The organism is Nocardia sp. NPDC050406 (assembly GCF_044459025.1).
In the GTDB taxonomy this organism is placed as follows: domain Bacteria; phylum Actinomycetota; class Actinomycetes; order Mycobacteriales; family Mycobacteriaceae; genus Nocardia.
The window spans coordinates 1489137-1505734 of the sequence record NZ_JBITIM010000002.1 but is presented as its reverse complement, the minus strand read 5'-3'; the positions used below and the strand labels follow the sequence as shown (position 1 = coordinate 1505734).

The 16598-nt window shown below is 68.8% G+C and carries 16 protein-coding genes; 8 read left to right on the top strand and 8 right to left on the bottom strand.

What is annotated here, in order from left to right; all coding sequences use genetic code 11:
* Nucleotides 1-112: 112 nt before the first annotated feature.
* Nucleotides 113-2269: an aminodeoxychorismate synthase gene (gene pabB, locus ACIBH2_RS20155; RefSeq protein WP_397119469.1), complete on the top strand. Its 2157-nt coding sequence runs from the start codon at nt 113-115 to the stop codon at nt 2267-2269.
* A 9-nt stretch (nt 2270-2278) separates the two neighbouring features.
* On the opposite strand, the gene ACIBH2_RS20150 is transcribed toward pabB, so the two are convergent.
* On the bottom strand, nt 2279-2770 hold the full coding sequence (locus ACIBH2_RS20150; protein WP_397119467.1) for a hypothetical protein: 492 nt from the start codon (nt 2768-2770) through the stop codon (nt 2279-2281).
* A gap of 29 nt (nt 2771-2799) precedes the next feature.
* Between ACIBH2_RS20150 and ACIBH2_RS20145 the strand changes: the two genes are divergently transcribed.
* Nucleotides 2800-5019: a TerD family protein gene (locus ACIBH2_RS20145; protein ID WP_397119465.1), complete on the top strand. Its 2220-nt coding sequence runs from the start codon at nt 2800-2802 to the stop codon at nt 5017-5019.
* Nucleotides 5020-5629: 610 nt separating this feature from the next.
* Here ACIBH2_RS20145 and ACIBH2_RS20140 read toward each other — a convergent pair.
* The 3 genes from ACIBH2_RS20140 to ACIBH2_RS20130 are packed head-to-tail and all read right to left on the bottom strand — an operon-like array spanning nt 5630 to nt 8004.
* Nucleotides 5630-6394: a hypothetical protein gene (locus ACIBH2_RS20140; RefSeq protein ID WP_397119463.1), complete on the bottom strand. Its 765-nt coding sequence runs from the start codon at nt 6392-6394 to the stop codon at nt 5630-5632.
* A 60-nt stretch (nt 6395-6454) separates the two neighbouring features.
* Nucleotides 6455-7540: an NAD(P)-dependent alcohol dehydrogenase gene (locus ACIBH2_RS20135; protein WP_397119461.1), complete on the bottom strand. Its 1086-nt coding sequence runs from the start codon at nt 7538-7540 to the stop codon at nt 6455-6457.
* Entirely contained in the window at nt 7537-8004 is a 468-nt protein-coding gene (locus ACIBH2_RS20130; protein WP_397119459.1) for a DUF4334 domain-containing protein, read from the bottom strand. The genes ACIBH2_RS20135 and ACIBH2_RS20130 overlap by 4 nt, the downstream gene beginning before the upstream one ends.
* Nucleotides 8005-8090: 86 nt before the next feature.
* Between ACIBH2_RS20130 and ACIBH2_RS20125 the strand changes: the two genes are divergently transcribed.
* The 4 genes from ACIBH2_RS20125 to ACIBH2_RS20110 all read left to right on the top strand — a co-directional run bounded on the left by ACIBH2_RS20125 (nt 8091) and on the right by ACIBH2_RS20110 (nt 12120).
* Complete coding sequence (locus tag ACIBH2_RS20125; protein ID WP_397119457.1) at nt 8091-8648, top strand: TetR family transcriptional regulator; 558 nt, start codon at nt 8091-8093, stop codon at nt 8646-8648.
* 126 nt (nt 8649-8774) lie between these two features.
* The gene (locus tag ACIBH2_RS20120) at nt 8775-10001 is read left to right on the top strand and encodes an MFS transporter (RefSeq protein WP_397119455.1); all 1227 of its coding nucleotides are present in this window, start codon (nt 8775-8777) and stop codon (nt 9999-10001) included.
* 3 nt (nt 10002-10004) lie between these two features.
* Complete coding sequence (locus ACIBH2_RS20115) at nt 10005-10367, top strand: ArsR/SmtB family transcription factor (protein WP_397119453.1); 363 nt, start codon at nt 10005-10007, stop codon at nt 10365-10367.
* 142 nt (nt 10368-10509) lie between these two features.
* Entirely contained in the window at nt 10510-12120 is a 1611-nt protein-coding gene (locus ACIBH2_RS20110; protein WP_397119451.1) for a flavin-containing monooxygenase, read from the top strand.
* Here the strand turns inward: ACIBH2_RS20110 and ACIBH2_RS20105 are convergent, their stop codons facing one another.
* Nucleotides 12121-12507 (bottom strand): ATP-binding protein, encoded by a 387-nt coding sequence (locus ACIBH2_RS20105; RefSeq protein ID WP_397119449.1) that lies wholly within the window; start codon nt 12505-12507, stop codon nt 12121-12123.
* Nucleotides 12508-12782: 275 nt separating this feature from the next.
* Between ACIBH2_RS20105 and ACIBH2_RS20100 the strand changes: the two genes are divergently transcribed.
* Nucleotides 12783-13148 carry an STAS domain-containing protein gene (locus ACIBH2_RS20100; protein WP_397119447.1) on the top strand — a complete coding sequence of 122 codons (366 nt, stop codon included), beginning with the start codon at nt 12783-12785 and terminating at the stop codon, nt 13146-13148.
* Nucleotides 13149-13175: 27 nt separating this feature from the next.
* Here the strand turns inward: ACIBH2_RS20100 and ACIBH2_RS20095 are convergent, their stop codons facing one another.
* From ACIBH2_RS20095 to ACIBH2_RS20085, 3 genes are read right to left on the bottom strand one after another with little or no spacing between them, the layout of a single operon-like run.
* Entirely contained in the window at nt 13176-13616 is a 441-nt protein-coding gene (locus tag ACIBH2_RS20095) for a response regulator (protein WP_397119445.1), read from the bottom strand.
* A complete protein-coding gene (locus ACIBH2_RS20090; protein ID WP_397119443.1) occupies nt 13613-14641 on the bottom strand; it encodes an ATP-binding protein in 1029 nt (342 codons plus the stop codon). The genes ACIBH2_RS20095 and ACIBH2_RS20090 overlap by 4 nt, the downstream gene beginning before the upstream one ends.
* Nucleotides 14641-15873 carry a PP2C family protein-serine/threonine phosphatase gene (locus ACIBH2_RS20085; RefSeq protein WP_397119441.1) on the bottom strand — a complete coding sequence of 411 codons (1233 nt, stop codon included), beginning with the start codon at nt 15871-15873 and terminating at the stop codon, nt 14641-14643. The genes ACIBH2_RS20090 and ACIBH2_RS20085 overlap by 1 nt, the downstream gene beginning before the upstream one ends.
* A gap of 276 nt (nt 15874-16149) precedes the next feature.
* On the opposite strand from ACIBH2_RS20085, the gene ACIBH2_RS20080 reads away from it, so the two are divergent.
* Complete coding sequence (locus tag ACIBH2_RS20080) at nt 16150-16560, top strand: PaaI family thioesterase (protein WP_397119439.1); 411 nt, start codon at nt 16150-16152, stop codon at nt 16558-16560.
* Nucleotides 16561-16598: the final 38 nt, after the last annotated feature.

Sequence of the window (16598 nt, the reverse complement as noted above, 5' to 3'; positions counted from 1 at the left end):
GCCGCAGCCGTCCAGTGGAACTGAAGGCATATGCCAGCAGAAGTGGCGCGGGCCATGTTCACGCAGGTCGGAGTGCGGCCCACCGGATGCGACGGCGTAGTCTGCCAGGCAAATGCGCACGCTGTTGATCGACAACTACGACTCGTTCACCTACAACCTGTATCAGCTGATCAGTGAGGTGAACGGGGTCGAACCCGTGGTCGTGCGCAATGACGAGATCGCCGATCCGGACGCACTGGCGCTCGACTCGTTCGACAATATCGTCATCTCCCCCGGGCCCGGCCGCCCGGACGTGCCGCGCGATGTCGGAATCTCCGCGGCCGTGATCGCCCGCGCGGAGGTGCCGCTGCTGGGAGTTTGCCTGGGGCATCAGGGCATTGTGGTCGCGGCGGGCGGGATAGTGACCCGCGCGCCCGAGGCCCGGCACGGGTATCCCGATCGCATCACTCACGACGGGCGCGACCTGTTCGCCTGTGTGCCACAGGATTTCACCGCCGTGCGCTATCACTCGCTCTGCGCCGCCCGGCCGCTGCCGGACGCGCTGGAGGTCACGGCGACGACGCCGGACGGGGTGATCATGGGGGTGCGGCACCGCACCCGGCCGCAGTGGGGGGTGCAGTTCCATCCGGAATCCATTGCGAGCGAACAGGGTCGGACGCTGCTGCGGAATTTCGCGGAGTTGACGGCGGCGTGGTGGGCCGAGCGCGGCGGGGAGGGAAAGGCCGCGCGCAGCGACCGGGAGGGAGCTGCCTTGCTCGGCGCGACCGACACGGCGGGCGGGGAATCGGTTCGCCCACAACCGGTCTCGGGTGACGTCGAGTATCGTGTCGAGCAGGTGGTGCTGGATCGGGCCGTGGACGCCGAGGAGGTGTTCCTGCGCCTGCATCGCGATTCGTCCAGCGCGTTCTGGCTCGACAGTGAGCATGTGGAGCCGGGCTTGGACCGGTTCTCGTTCCTGGGGGACGCGTCGGGGCCGCTGGCCGAGGTGGTGCGCTATCGGGTGGGGAGCGGCAGCGTCGAGGTGGAATCGGCTGCGGGGCGGCGCGAGGTCGCGGGCGGGGTACTCGAGTACCTATCCGGGGAGCTATCTCGGCGGCGAATCGAATTCCCGGAGGTGCCTTTCGATTTCGTCGGCGGGTACGTGGGGTATTTCGGCTATGAGATGAAGGCGGACTGCGGAGCCACCGCCGCGCATCGCGCGGTCACGCCGGACGCGCAGTGGATCTTCGCCGACCGCCTCGTCGTCGTCGATCACGAGGCGGGGCGTACGCATGTGCTGGCGCTAGCGGAGCCGAATCCGGAATCCCTTGCGGCCGCGCGGGATTGGCTCACCGCCACACGGCTGGCCGTGGAAGCCCTTCCGACGTGGGAGAATCCGCGTCCCCTGGAATTGGCCACCACCGAGCGGACCGTCGCGCCGCTGCTGACCCGAGGTCGCGAACAGTACATCGCCGATGTCGCGGCGTGCCAGGAGCAATTGCGGGCCGGGGAGTCCTACGAAATCTGTGTGACCGACAGCGCGTACGCGCCCGTCGACACCGACGGCCTGGATGTCTACCGCACGCTGCGCCGCTGCAATCCTGCTCCCTACGCGGCGTTTCTGCGATTCGGGGAGGTCGAGGTGGCGTGCTCCTCCCCCGAGCGTTTCCTGAAGATCGACCGGTCGCGCACGGTGGAGTCCAAACCCATCAAGGGCACCGCGCCACGCGGACACACCGCCGCCGAGGACGAACGGCTCGCGGCGGAGCTGGCCAGCAGCCCGAAGACCCGGGCCGAGAACCTCATGATCGTGGACCTGCTGCGCAACGATCTCGGTCGGGTCTGCGAGATCGGCACCGTACACGTGCCCAAGCTCATGGCGGTCGAAACGTATACGACACTGCACCAACTGGTTTCGACCGTGCGCGGCACCCTGCGCGCCGACCTCGACGTGATCGACTGCGTCCGAGCCTGTTTCCCGGGTGGATCCATGACCGGCGCGCCGAAGCTGCGCACCATGGAGATCATCGACACGTTGGAGACCGAAGCGCGCGGGATCTATTCGGGCGCCATCGGATTCCTCGGGCTGGGCGGTACGGCCGACCTCAATATCGTTATTCGCACCGCCGTCCGCCATGGCGATCGGTGGCGCGTCGGGGCGGGCGGCGCGGTGGTGCTCGATTCGGATCCCGAGGACGAGTATCACGAGATGGTCTGGAAGGCCGCCACCGCATTGCGCGCACTCCCGGGCCTCGGCGTCGCACCCCGCAGTCCGCTGCCGTCGGCCTGAGCTGGGGCGTTACTTTCGGCGGTCGCGGCGGGATTTCGGTTCCGGTTGTTCGGGTTCGTCGCGGACGCCCAGGCGGCCCAACAGCGAGACGCCGGGCAGGCGGGCGAGGCGGTTGAAGACCTCTTCGCCGAAGGAGACCATGGCCTCGAGGCGCGGGAGCAGACGGTCGTAGGCCTGGAAGGCCGGGTCGGCCAGGGCGAGGGTGCGGTCCAGGCGGTCGACCGTTTGATTGAGGCGGTCGATGGCGGTGGAGAGATTGTCGATGAGATCCGGAAGCTGGGCGGCGAGTTGGACCGTGGAGGGCGGTAGCCGTACGGCGGTGTCGAAGGCGGTTCCGGCGGTGAGCTGGGCGGCGTCGAGGACCTGACCGGCGGCGTTCTGCGCCGCCTCCACGGCCGCCTGCGCGGCGGCGATGAGGTCGCCGGGATTGGCGCGCGGCTGGCCCCGGCGGCCGGTCCCCTCCGGCTGGCCCTTGCGGCCGCTTCCCTTGGGATTGCTCATGAGTCCACTGTGCCCGAGATAGCGGCCCCATGTCCGAATTGAGCGCCTCGAATATGGTGCGAGTCCCGTGCCGATATCGAGCTGTCAGCACGGGCTCGCGCCACCACGCGCTGGATCAGACCGACCGGTCTTGTCTCTCGGCGTGGCGTGTCGGAGGCACATGGCATAGTTCGACGCTGATGAAACTGACCAAGGGTGGCCATGCGCCCGTGCCGACTTCGCTTCTGACCGTTGTCCTTTCGTGGCAATCGGATCACGAGGTGGACGCGCACGCGCTGCTGTTGGGTGCGGACGGGCAGGTGCGGTCGGACCGGGACTTCGTGTTCTTCAACGCGCCCCGGCACATCTCGCAGGCGGTCACGCTCGATCAGGAACCCGCGCCCGGCACGGCGCGGCTCTCGGTCTCGCTGCCGCGCACCGAATCCGAGATCGCGCGAATCGTGGTGACCGGGTCGGTCGAGGGCGCGTCCTTCACCGATATCCCCGGCCTCATCCTCACCGTCTTCGACCACAACCGCCCGGTCGCATGGTTCGAGATCGCCGACTCGGATGCGGTGGCGGCCATGATGTTCGGCGAGTTCTACCGCCGCGACGGGCAGTGGCGCTTCCGCGCGGTCGCGCAGGGGTGGGCGAGCGGGTTGGCCGGGATCGTCACCGAATTCGGGGTGGCGGTGGATGATCCGGGCGAGGAGCGGGAACCCGGGGCCGGGGCGAGGCGGGGCGGACAGGCCGTTGGTCGGCGGGGTGCGGGCGACCGGCGGGAAATGGGCGGGGTCGATCAACTCGATACCGACGAACCGGATGTGAATGAGGCCGGGGAGGGTGGCGACGACCAGGTATGGCGTAGGGCTACTCGCTCGGGCCTGGAAGAGCCGGATGCGGAGCGCGCAGGCACGGCGCGGCGCGGCAGGACATCCGGCGCACGCGAGGACGAACCGGGACCGCCACAGAGTGGGAGGGCCTCAGGTCCCAGCGAAAGCGCGACAGGAGCCGACCGGCGCAGGAGGGCCTCGGGTCCCAGCGAAGGCGCTACAGGAGCCGACCGACGCGGCGCGGACGACGAGGAGGGGCGTGGGGGCGCGCGGGGTGGGGCGTCTGGTTCGGCTCCGTGGGAGCGGCGTGCTCGGCGGGGGTTTTCCCTCGAGCGGGAGTCGCGGGAGGTTCCGGCGCCGGTGCCCGCGCCGCCGGATGCGGAGCGGGCGAATTGGCATGTGGATCCGGAGGATTCGAGTCAGCTGCGGTGGTGGGACGGGCAGGCGTGGAGTGATGCGCGGCGGCCGGTGCCGTCGGCGGACGCACGGCATTGCCCGCGGTGTGGGCGGGCGCGGCGGTGGCGGCTGTTCGGGCGGCCGACGCGGTGTCGGGAGTGCGCGGAGGAGATCGACGAGTATCTGATCGGCTGGGTGGGGCGGGCCGAGCGGGTGTTGCGGACGGTCGGGGCGAGTGGGGACGACTGGGAGGGCGTGTGGACCGCGCTGCGGTATCAGCGCATCGAGCGCGGTCGGGGGCTCGAGCGGCTGCGGGCGATCGGGCACGATCACGTGGAGCGGTTGGTGGCCTTCGCCTTCGCGGACGGCACCATCGAGCAGGCGGAGATGGACGCCTTCGACGTGGCCGTGAACGAACTGGAGTTGAGCGGACCGCTCATCGAGGATCTGCGGCGGCGCATGCACCGGGGGCGGACGCTGTCACGGTTGCGCAGCGGCGAACTGCCGGTCATCCGGGCGGTGGGGCTGCACCTCGATCCGGAGGAGAAGGTGCACCTCGACGTCGCCGCCATTCACATCCGACAGCTGGCGCGCGGACCGAAGCTCACCGAAGGGCGGCTGATCGGCAGCAACAAGAAGCTGCGCTTCGTCGGCGTGGACACCGGTATCGAAATGCCTTGGGGCCGAGTGGTTTCGGTGACCTCGGAGCGCGGCCGCGTAGCACTCGCCGCCACCTCGGCCCGTGGCGGCGCGGTCTTCGACGTCGCCGACCCGGACTACACGGCAGCCCTGCTCGAGGGCGCGCTCCGAGTGGCGAAGCGCCTCGCCCTCACCCCGGGCCAGCGCGATACCCGCAGCATCCCCCAGGAGGTCAAAGCCGAGGTCTGGCAGCGCGACGGCGGCAAATGCGTGGAGTGCGGCGACAGCCACTACCTGGAATTCGACCACATCATCCCCCTCAGCCGCGGCGGCGCGACCAGCGCGGCAAACCTCCAAATCCTTTGCCGCGCCTGCAATCGCGTGAAGGGCGCGCGAATCTGACCCCGCCGCAACCGATCTCGCCGCCGCGAGCGCAACGAACCGCCAGCAGCTGTCGGGGTGGTGCCTGTCGCGGTAGCGATGTGACGAATACCCGTGGGCGGTGCCAGGAAACGCTCGTCGACGGCAACCGCCGCGCGGCAACACTCGTTGCGCGAGCCGCCAAGCGGTCATCGACGCGACTACGCAAGGTTCGTGGACTCGGCGGCTACGCGGGTGCGGTGGTCGGCCGCCGCACCCGCGGGATCGTTCGCCGCGGGGTACACACGCAGGACGAACGATCGCCGACGGGACGGCATCACGAGGATGCCGTGCCCGGGGATCGAGCCAACCCACCCGATCGGGGGTGCGCGTCCCGATGGGCGGGGTGGGCCCGACAAACTTTCGGTCGGGCGTATTCGGCAGCCGGGGCGTTGCTTCCGCTCGGGGGTCGTTGGACTGTCGCACGCCGTTGTGCTGTACCTCGACGTCATTGGCGAGGCAGTGTCGGTCGACTACCCGGAGCGGCCGCGTCGGCGGTGTGCCGAATCGGCCAGATTCTGTTGTCGCGCTCTATCCTCGCCGGTGGCGACGATAGTGACATCGGGGGAATTACCGATTGCGCCCCGGATATTCAGCGACGCATGACCCGTTGTACCGAGGGTTCCGCGCAGAAGCGCTCGCGGGCCGCTTCCAGCGAGGTCAGACCGGTGCTGTGCAAACCTCCCGCGTCGACGAGGGTGCACTCGCTGACCGGCGGCGCCCCGCCCTCGCTGGGCAGCAACCGGACCTGAGCGGTGACCACCGGATCCAACGTGTCGTCGGTGAAACGCAAGAATGCGATATCCCAACTTGCGTAGTCGACGCGCGCGGGCGTCACGACGTAGCCGTCCTCCGTGGTGTCGATTCCTACGCCGGTGAGTTCCCCCGACCGATGGAACTCGGTAGCGGACTCGGTCGCGCGGTACACGGCGAAGCGGGTGTTCGCGGTCGCCAACTGGATCGGCACCAGCAATTCGTCGCGGCCGTCGCCATCCACATCGCGCAGCGAGGGATCGGACGGGTGCCGCACATCGCGCTCGGTGAGCGTCTGCACCCGAGCGCCGTCGGCGAGCACATCGATGGTGATGGTCGATGCCGCCCCGCGCCGCACTTCGAAGGTCACGCCGACGGCATCGTGGGATTGCAGCCGACAGTCGCGAGGTGTTGTGCCGGAGCCGATTTCGCCGCAGAGCGGCAGCGGATCGGTCGCCGACCGAGAGGTGGTCGGCCCCGGCGCGGTGGTCTCGCGCACCACCGAGTCCAGCGGGCCGGGGGTCGGCCGCGGGTCACCGCCGACGGCACAACCACCGGCCACCGAGGCGGCGACCAGGAGCCAGGCTGCGCGGTTCCTCCCCATACCGGCGAGGATAGGCCCGCCGCCGCACCGCCCGTGCCACATTTCGACACGGGCTGGTAATCACCAGGTCAGCACCGGTTTGACGATCTTCCCGGCGCGTTGGTCCTCCAGTGCGGCCTCGATATCGGTGTACGGGTAGGCCGTCACCAGTTCGTCCATGGGGAATCGCCCCGCGCGATACAGCTCCACCAGCCGTGGAATGAAGGTGCGCGGCACACTGTCACCCTCCAGGCAGCCGCGAATCGTCTTGCCGGGCAAGACGATCTCGTTCACATCGAGGTCCGCCACACCTCGCCCCAAGCCCACGGCCACCACGGTGCCGCCGGGAGCCAGCGCCCGCACGGCGGCGGCCAGCACCTGCGGCTGACCGGTGGTGTCGAGCGCATGACGCGCCGCGCCCCCGGCCTCGCGGACCGCCGACACCAGATCGATGGTGGTCGGGTCGATGACCGCGGCCGCACCCAACCGCAACGCCGTATCCCGCCGCCCCGCAGCGGTTTCCACCACCACGATCCGGGTCACGCCGACCGCGCGGGCCGCCAGCAGCGCGGCCAACCCGACCGCACCGGCACCGTAGATGACGAACGCCTCGCTGGCCTCGGGCCGCAGCACATTCAGCACCGCACCCGCGCCGGTCTGGAATCCGCAGCCCAGCGGAGCCGCGACCACCGGGTCCAGCCACGGGTCGACGACCACCACATTGTCGGGCGTCACCAGCGCGTAGCGCGCCAAACTGGACTGCCCGAAGAAGCCGTCGAGCACCGGCCCACCATGGACGGTGATGCGCGGCGACCTGTCGGCCCGCGGCCCGAACTGATTGAGCCGCACCGATTTCACGCAGTGGGCGGGACGCGCCGCCACACAGTTGACGCAGGTTCCGCAGCTGCGGAAGGTCAGCACCACCCGGTCCCCGACACGGACCGAATCGACTCCCGCGCCGAGGGATTCGACCACGCCGACGCCCTCGTGCCCGAGCAGCACCGGCCGCTCGGCGCTGCCCGCGGCGCGACTCACCAGATCGGTGTGGCAGATACCGCTGGCCTCGATGCGCACCAGAATCTCGCCAGCGCGCGGCGCGTCGATCTCGACGTGTTCGACGGCGAAGGGCGACAGCGGATCTCGTGACAGCAGCGCCTCGATTCTCATGCGGCGTCCCGTTCGAGCAGGAAGTAGAAGTGCTGTCCGCGCCACAGCACCTGGTCGGGTTTGCCGTTCATGATGCCCATGAGGGTGCGCTCGTCCACGCGCTTGAAGTGGTCGAAGACCGGTTTGCCGTCGTAGACCATGGTGGCCGTGACCTCGCCGCGGAATTCGATATTCCACAGGCTCGCTTCACCATTGCCGAGTTCGGTATTGGAGAACAGCGTGCCGTCCTCGGCGCGGCAGATGAGCGGCTGGGCCTCGAGCACCGAGTGGAAGTGCTTGCCGTGCCAGCGGCTGGCGGGCAGCGCCCGGCACAGCGGATGCCCGGTCTGGAAGGCCGCGCCGACCCATCCGCCCAGAATGTCTTCCGCGCGCACGATGGGCAGGGCCGCCCACACCGCGTCGAGTTCCTCGGGCGTGACCGCCTCCCGTGACCGCAATTCGCCGAACCGATCGACCGCGTCCATGGTTCGCACCTCCCATTTCTTGCCGAACCAATTGGTTCGCGACTCTAGTGCCGAACCAACTGGTTCGGCAAGCTACTATCGACGCCATGCGCGCGGCCGGACATGCCACCAGGGAGCGGATTCTCGCGGCCGCGCAGGCCGAATTCGCCGAATACGGGCGTGCCGGAGCACGGATCAATCGCATCGCGGCGGCGGCCCGCGCGAGCAAGGACCGCCTCTACGCGTACTTCGCGAGCAAAGAGGAGCTCTACACCGCCGTCACCGATCACTGGATGACCCGCACCACCGTCGAGACCGCCATGACCGCCGATGACCTCCCCGCGTATGTCGGCCGCCTGTTCGACCACTACCTCGCCCACCCCGACCATGCCCGACTCCAGGCGTGGGCGGACCTCGAACCCGCGCCCGATGCCGCCACACAGGAGGTGATCCGCCGGGTGGTGGCCCCCAAGCTCGCCGAGATCCGTCGGGCCCAGGAGCTGGGGGTGGTGACCGGCGAGTTCCAGCCCGCCACATTGTTGACCATGCTCACCGATCTGGCGCGCACCGCGGCGACTCATGCGCGGCATTCACCGGGTCGGATGGCGGCGCGGCGGGAGGCGACGGTTCAGGCGGCGCGGCGCTTGGTGACGCCCGCCGAGTGAAAGTTGGCCTAGGCGGTCAATATTCGAGGTGAGGGGGCGAAAACTGGCGTCTGTTCGCGATGTGCGACCGTTCAGGCCAAGACAATAAGTGCACATCTGCGCACCTAATCACCTATCGTGGTCCCCATGACCCACCCCTTGCGCCACAACCAGTTCCGCCGGTTGTTCACCGCGCAGGTGGTCGCCCTGGTCGGGACCGGGCTGCTGACGGTCGCACTCGGGTTGTTGGCCTTCGACATCGCGGGCGATCGGGCCGGTGCCGTGCTCGGCACCGCCTTGGCCATCAAGATGGTGGCGTATGTCGGTGGGGCCCCCGCGATTTCGGCGCTCACGGATCGGGTGCCGCGCCGCGCGTTGCTGGTGTCGGCCGACGCGGTGCGGGTGCTGGTCGCGATGCTGCTGCCATTCGTCACCCAGACGTGGCAGGTCTATGTGCTCATCTTCGTCCTGCAGTCGGCGTCGGCGACATTCACGCCCGCGTTCCAGTCGGTGATTCCCTCCGTGCTGGTCGACGAGGAGGACTACACGCGCGGGCTGTCGCTCTCGCGCCTGGCCTACGACCTGGAGTCACTGTTGAGCCCGGTGGTCGCGGCCGCATTGTTGACGGTCATGAGCTACAACCTGCTGTTCGTCGGTACCGCAGCGGGTTTCGCGGTGTCGGCGATGCTGGTGCTCGGCACCCGGCTCCCGCCTCAGCCCACACCCGACCGGTCGCAACCGCTGCCGCGGCGCATTACCGACGGCGCGCGCGTCATGCTCACCCATCCCCCGCTGCGCGGTCTGCTCGCCCTGAATGTCGCGGTGGCCTCGGCATCGGCGCTGGTCATCGTGAATACCGTGGTGTACGTGGGCGATCTGCTCGGCGGGTCCGCGACCGAGGTGGCCTCGGCCTTGGGCTGCTTCGGTTTCGGATCCATGGCGGTCGCACTGGCCGCGCCGCGCGCGCTCCGGGCGATCGGCGACCGACGGCTCATGCTCACCGGAAGCCGTGTGCTGCCCCTCGGATTGGTCGCGGCGGCGGCGCTCGCCCCGCTCGCGAATTGGCCGCTCCTGGCGCTCACCTGGTTCGCGCTCGGCGCGGGCACCTCCATGATCAGCACCCCCTCCGCCCGGCTGTTGCGCGCCCACTCCACCCCCGACACGCGCGCACCGGTTTTCACGGCGCAGTTCTCGCTCTCGCACGCGGCGTTCCTGGTCACCTACCCCATTGCCGGATGGTTGGGCGCGTTCGCCGGGCTCTTCGCCTCGGCGGCGACGCTGGCCGTGCTCGCTACACTTGCGGCTACGACGGCCGCCCGGGTGTGGCCCGCGTCCGCACCGGCGGGCCGCGAGGTGGTTTCGGCAGAGAGGTGAGCGATGGCGCGCGAAGGCACTCCGACACCGGCCGCCAGCCTCGTCCACCCCATCGCCCCCGACCAGGCGCACCTCGATGCCGCCACCGCCACCTTCCGCATGCTGTCCGACCCCACCCGCCTGCACATCCTGTGGCTCCTCGCCGACGCCGAAGCCGATGTCACCGCCCTCACCGAGGCGGTCGGCGGCTCCCGCACCGCGGTCAGCCAACATCTCGCGAAACTGCGCTTCACCGGCCTGGTGCACACCCGCCGCGAGGGCCGCCGCATCATCTACCGCCTGCGCGACGGCCACCTCGCCCGCCTGGTCCGCGAGGGCCTCAACCACGCCGACCACGTGGTCACCGGCGAACCTCCGCACGAATAGCCTCCAGCACCACTCGGCCCGCCTCCGAATCGCGCCTCGCGGGCGCTCCTGATCAGTGAGACAGAGGGTCGCGGCCAGGCGCGCGGCCCTCGACCATATGCCTATTCGAAATATCTCTGGACGAATGGGTGAGAGGGCGAGCATGCGGTCCAACAGCGGGGTCAACCGGTACGACGTGGTGGTGGTCGGGGCCGGATTCGCGGGGCTCTACGGCGTCCATCACGCGGCGCGAGCGGGGTTGCGGGTACTCGGCATCGAGGCGGGCGCGGATGTCGGCGGAACCTGGTACTGGAACCGGTATCCGGGAGCCCGATGCGATGTGGAGAGCGTGGACTACTCGTACTCGTTCGATCCGGAGTTGCAGCGGAGTTGGACGTGGACGGAGCGGTTCGCGGCCCAACCGGAGATCCACGCCTACCTGCGGCACGTGGCGGATCGGTTCGCGGTGCGCGAGCACTACCGGTTCGAAACACGGGTCACGGCCGCCGAATTCGACGAGGACACCGCCCTGTGGACCGTGCGGACCGATCGCGGCGACGCCGTCGAATCACGCTTCGTCGTCTTCGCCACCGGCTGCCTGTCCGAGCCCATTCGACCGAATATCCCTGGTGCGGACACCTTCTCGGGGACCGAGCTGTTCACCGCGCGCTGGCCCGAGGAGGGCGTGGACGTCACCGGCAAGCGCGTCGCCGTGATCGGCACGGGCTCCTCGGGCATCCAGGTCTCGCCGCTACTGGCGCGGGATGCCGCCGCCCTCACCGTCTTTCAGCGTTCGCCCAACTACAGCGTGCCCATGCCGAACCGGCCCTGGACCGAGGAAGAACAGCAGACCATCCGCGAGACGTATTCGCAGCGCCGCGAGAAGTCCTACTACGCCCCCGCCGCCACCCCGCACCCGAGCATTCAGACCAAGGCCCTCGAGCTGCCCGAGGACGAGCGCCTCGCCGCCATGGAGCAGCGCTGGAACGAGGGCGGCGTGCTGTTCAACAAGGTCTTCCCCGACCAGAACAGCGATATGGCGGCCAATGACATCGTGCGGGAATTCGCCGAGGCCAAGATTCGCGCCAAGGTCGCCGACGCGGCCGTCGCCGCCGATCTCATTCCCACCGACCACCCCATCGGCACCAAACGCATCTGCACCGATGTCGGCTACTACGAGATGTTCAACCAGGACCACGTCTCGCTGGTGAACCTGCGCCGCGAACCCATCGAGGAGATCACCCCGACCGGCATCCGCACCGCCGACCGCCTCCTGGACTTCGACGTCATCGTCTACGCCACCGGCTTCGACGCCATGACCGGCGCGCTGCTGCGCATCGACCCCCAGGGCGCCAACGGCATTCGACTACACGATGCCTTCGCCGACGGACCGGTCACCTACCTGGGCTTCGGCATCCCCGGCTTCCCCAATATGTTCAGCGTCAACAGCGTCGGCACCCCGTCGGTCATGGCGAATATGGCGCTGCACTCCGAACAGCAGCTGGACTGGGTGCTCGCGCTCATCGAGCACTGCCGCGCCAACGGCATCACCCGTGTCGAGGCCCGCCCCGAGGCCGCCGAGGAGTGGACCGACCACCTCACCGAGGTCGCCGAGGGCACCCTGTTCGTGCGTGCCAACTCCTGGTACCTGGGTGCGAACGTGGACGGCAAGAAGCGAGTGTTCATGCCCTACATCGGCGGCTTCGGCAATTACCGCCGCCGCTGCGACGCCGAACGCGAGGGCGGCTACCCGGGTTTCACGCTGAGCCGGTGATCAGCCGGGCAGCGGAACCCACAACTCCACCGAGGTCCCCGAATTCCCCGTGTGCACCGTCACCTTCGGCACCAGGGCCCGCATGAGCGCCAACCCCCGCCCCCGGAGTGAATTCACCTCCGGGTGCGGCGGCACCCACCGGCCGCGGTCCCGCACCAGAATGTGGATATCGGATTCGGTGGCCTCGGCCTCGACGAACACCGTGCCCGGCCGATCGCGGTAGCCGTGCTCGACGGCGTTGGTACACGCCTCGGAGACGGCCAGCACCACATCCTCCACCTCGACCGGCCCGAGTCCCGAGCGCGGCAACCACTCTCGCAGGAAGCGCCGCACCGTGGCCAGGCTCGCGGCCACGGCGGGCAGCCCCATGCGTAGTGGCGCTGGCATCTCCCTCTGTCGCACTTGCGGGGTCGTCATCGACTTCGCCGCCCTCCTGCCGCACGGTGCTCGCGGCGCGTTCGCCACCTGCTCACGTTCTTGCTCTTAGCAATACCCGTGCACCCGTGAGGTATTCGAGTCGCAACTCACACGATTGAAATCTCGATCACCGGGTAGACGCCCTATGACGACCAACTCCGGGCCGTTCGCTGCGGTGTGTGCGCGGCCGGAAACGGCCGCACATGATGGACTGGAGCAATGGACGCGAACGAAAGGACTCGATGGTGACCGACAACGGGACTTCGCGAACTCTGAGCGTGGCGGTGACGGAGCGGGGCGGCACGATGGTGGTGACCGCGACCGGCGAGATCGATATCGCCTCGGCCCCGCAGCTGCAGGCCGCGCTGGAAGAGACGCTGGCCGGGGGCCGAGTCCCCGTCATCGATATGACGACGGTCGGGTTCATGGGTTCGGTGGGTCTGAGCGCCCTCATGACGGCCGCGCAGGCCGCCGCACCGCGACCGCTGCGCATCGCCGCCTCCCCGCAGGTGCGCCGCCCCATCGAGGTGACCGGTCTCGACGAGGCGGTCACCCTGTTCGAAACCCTGGACGAGGCGTTGGCCGCCGACGAGCTCAACGCCTCGCACTGAGTGCCCTGCCGCGGCAGGGCTTCCGAGTCACTGCCGCGGCAACCGCACCACCTGGACGAAGAATTCGTCGATCTGCTTGATGGCGGCCATGAACTGGTCCAGATCCACCGGCTTGGTCACATAGGCATTGGCATGCAGCTGGTAACTGCGCAGAATGTCTTCCTCGGCCGCGGAGGTGGTGAGCACCACCACCGGAATATGCGCCAGTTCGGCATCGGCCTTGATCTTGCCGAGCACCTCGCGCCCATCGTATTTGGGCAGGTTGAGGTCGAGCAGAATCAGATCCGGACGCGGCGCGTCGGCGTGCGGTCCGACGCGGTAGAGGAAGTCCAGCGCCTCCTGCCCGTCGTGGGCGACATGGAGGTTGTTGCCAATCTTGTTGTCCTCGAAGGCTTCCCGCGTCATGAGTTCATCGGCGGGATCGTCCTCCACCAACAGGATGTTGATCGGCTGGCCGGGTGTGGTCACGACTGAGCTCCTTCGGCGATCGGCATGGCGCCGACCGCGGTGTCGGTGGGGGCGGCGAGGGTGAAGCGGAAACACGTGCCGTCGGTGTAGTCGGTGTCGATCCAGATGTGGCCGCCGTGATGTTCGACGATCTTCTTGCAGATCGCCAAACCGATTCCGGTGCCGCCGTATTCGCCGCGGCCGTGCAGCCGCTGGAAGATGACGAACACCTTCTCGGCGAATTCGGGTTCGATGCCGATTCCATTGTCCGACACCGAGAACAGCCAGCCGTCGCCGGTCTCGTCACACGAAATGGTGATGACCGGAGCGATATCCGGGCTGCGGAACTTGAGGGCATTGCCGATCAGGTTCTGCCACAGCATGGTCAGCAGCACCGGCTCCCCCTCCAACTCGGGAAGCCGTTCCGGGCGAACGATTTTCGCCCCGCTCTCCTCGACGATCTCGGACAGGTTGCTCAATGCCCGGTCCAGCGGCTCGTCCAGCGGGGTCGGTTCGTGGCCGGTGATCACCCGGCCGACCCGGGAGAAGGTGAGCAGATCGTTGATCAGCACCTGCATCCGCTTGGCCCCGTCCACCGCGAAGTGCACGTACTGTTTGCCGCGCTCGTCGAGGACATCGCCGTAGCGCTTCTCCAGCAACTGGCAGAACGAGGCCACCTTGCGCAGCGGCTCCTGCAGATCGTGCGAGGCCACATAGGCGAACTGCTCGAGTTCGGCATTGGAGCGCCGCAATTCCAGGGCCTGGCTGTCCAGATCCGCCCGCTGCTCCTCGACCTGCGCCTGTTGCACGCGTGAGGAGTCCAGTTCGGCGAGGATCTGTCGGCGCATGAGGTCGATCGCCGCCGCCAGCTCCGCCATATCGGCCCGGCCGCGCGGATCGATGCGGTGGGTGAAATCCCCGGCCGCCACCCGCTGCGTCGATTCGGTGAGAGCGCGCAGCGGGCCCACGAACGACCGCCGCACCACCACCGTCGTCACCATCGTCCCCAGCAGGATTCCGGCGATCAGTCCGCCGAGCAACGCCATCAACTCTCCCCGTCGTTCGTCCAGTGCAGATACAGAATCGCGACATCGTCGTCGAGCCCGCCGGTTCCGGCGGCGAGCGCCTCGACCTCGGTGATCAAGGTGTCGAGGAAGCTGTCCGGGCTCTCGGCGCGCACTTCGCGCGCCACCTTCAGCAGCCCGTCCTCGCCGAGGCGGTCGCCGCTGTCGTCGACACGGCCTTCGAAGAGACCGTCGGTGAGCAGCATCAGACCACAGTCGGCGGGCAGTGCGAGGCGGTGGGTGGGCCATCCGGCGCGGCCGGGCAGGAAGCCCAGGGCCGGGCCGCCGGGCACCTCCACCCAGGAGATCTCGCCGTCGCAGCGCATGAGCATGCCCGGGTGGCCCGCGCGCAGGACACGCACCGAGCGGTCCTCAGGATGCAGTTCCAGGCAGGTGGCGGTGGCGAAGGTCGCGACGTCGACGCGTTCGGCCAAGAGCACCTGTTCCAGCAGCCGCAGCTGCCGCTCGCCGGTGATGCCGCTGAGAACCAAAGTGCGCCACGCCAATCGGAGCGCGACACCGGCGGCCGCCGCATCGGGCCCATGGCCGGAGACATCGCCGATGACCACGTGGACGACGCCGTCGCCGTCCTGGACCACATCGTAGAAGTCGCCGCCGAGCAGGGCGTGCGCGCGGCCCGGCCGGTAGCGCGTGACGGCCGCGACGCCGCTGTCGGCGGGCAGCAGCGGCGTGGGCAGCAGGCCGCGTTCCAGGCGCGCGTTCTCCTGGGCGCGCATCTGGCTGGCCTGTAGCGCCGCGCTGGTGCGTTCGGCCTGTTTGCGTTGAATGGCGTAACGCACCGCGCGCCCGAACAATTCGGGTTCGACGCGTCCCTTGATCAGGTAGTCCTGTGCTCCCTCGGCGACCGCGGCCATCCCGGTGTGCTCCTCGTCGAGTCCGGTGAGTACCACGATCGCCACATCGGCGAGGCCGCGTACCCGGGCCAGGGCCTCGAGACCCTGCGCGTCCGGGAGATGAAGGTCGAGCAGAATGCAATTGGGGCTGCCGGTGCGCAGGTAGTCGGCCGCCTCGGCGAGCGAGCGCACCCAGTGCAGCTGCCAGCCGGGCGCGCCGTCGATGGCCAATTCCTCGACCAGCAGCGCGTCGCCGGGATCGTCCTCGATCAGCAGCACCCGCGGCTCGGGCCAGGCCCGGTCGGCGTTCGCGGCCAGGGTCCGGGCCCGGTCGTCGAAGGCTTCACGCCGCACGGGCACCGCCGTCAGCGGCGTACAGCGGGAGTTTCGAGAGCTGCCGGGGGATCCGACGGTTAGTGCGGGACAACAAGACTGCCTCCGTTCCATCTCCCCGGAGGGAAAATAGGCGCGCGAAATCCAACTCCACGGCCGGTTTCTGGACCGAAAAGGCATCCGAATCGTATCCGATCACGGGGGCTGGGCGCAGGTCCGCACGTCGTATCGAGGTGTCCGGGCGTTCGCGCTTTACCTCGCGGGTAATCGACCGGGTGCGCGCCGTGCGGCAGGCTCGATGCCATGACCGCGACGATCGACACCACCGGTACCGCCCTGTTCCACCAGTCCATGCCGTTCACCGAACGCCTCGGCGTGCAGGTGCTCGAGCACGGGCCCGAACTCGTGCGCAGCCGCTTGGCCTGGGACGAAACCCTGTGCACCCTGGGCGGAGTCATGCACGGCGGCACCCTCATGGCGCTGGCCGATTCCACCGGCGCGGTCTGCGCGTACCTGAACCTGCCGGAGGGCAAGGTCGGCACCACCACGGTGGAGTCCAAGACGAATTTCCTGCGCGCCGTGCGCTCCGGCTACGCCACCGCCAGCGCGCGCCCGCTGCATGTGGGGCGCACCGTGATCGTGGTGGAGACCGAGATCCACGACGATGCGGGCAAGCTCGTCGCCAAGGTGACGCAGACGCAGGCGGTGCTCTGAGCGAAGAGTCCGGGCGCGCTGGATGTTTCGCTCAGGCG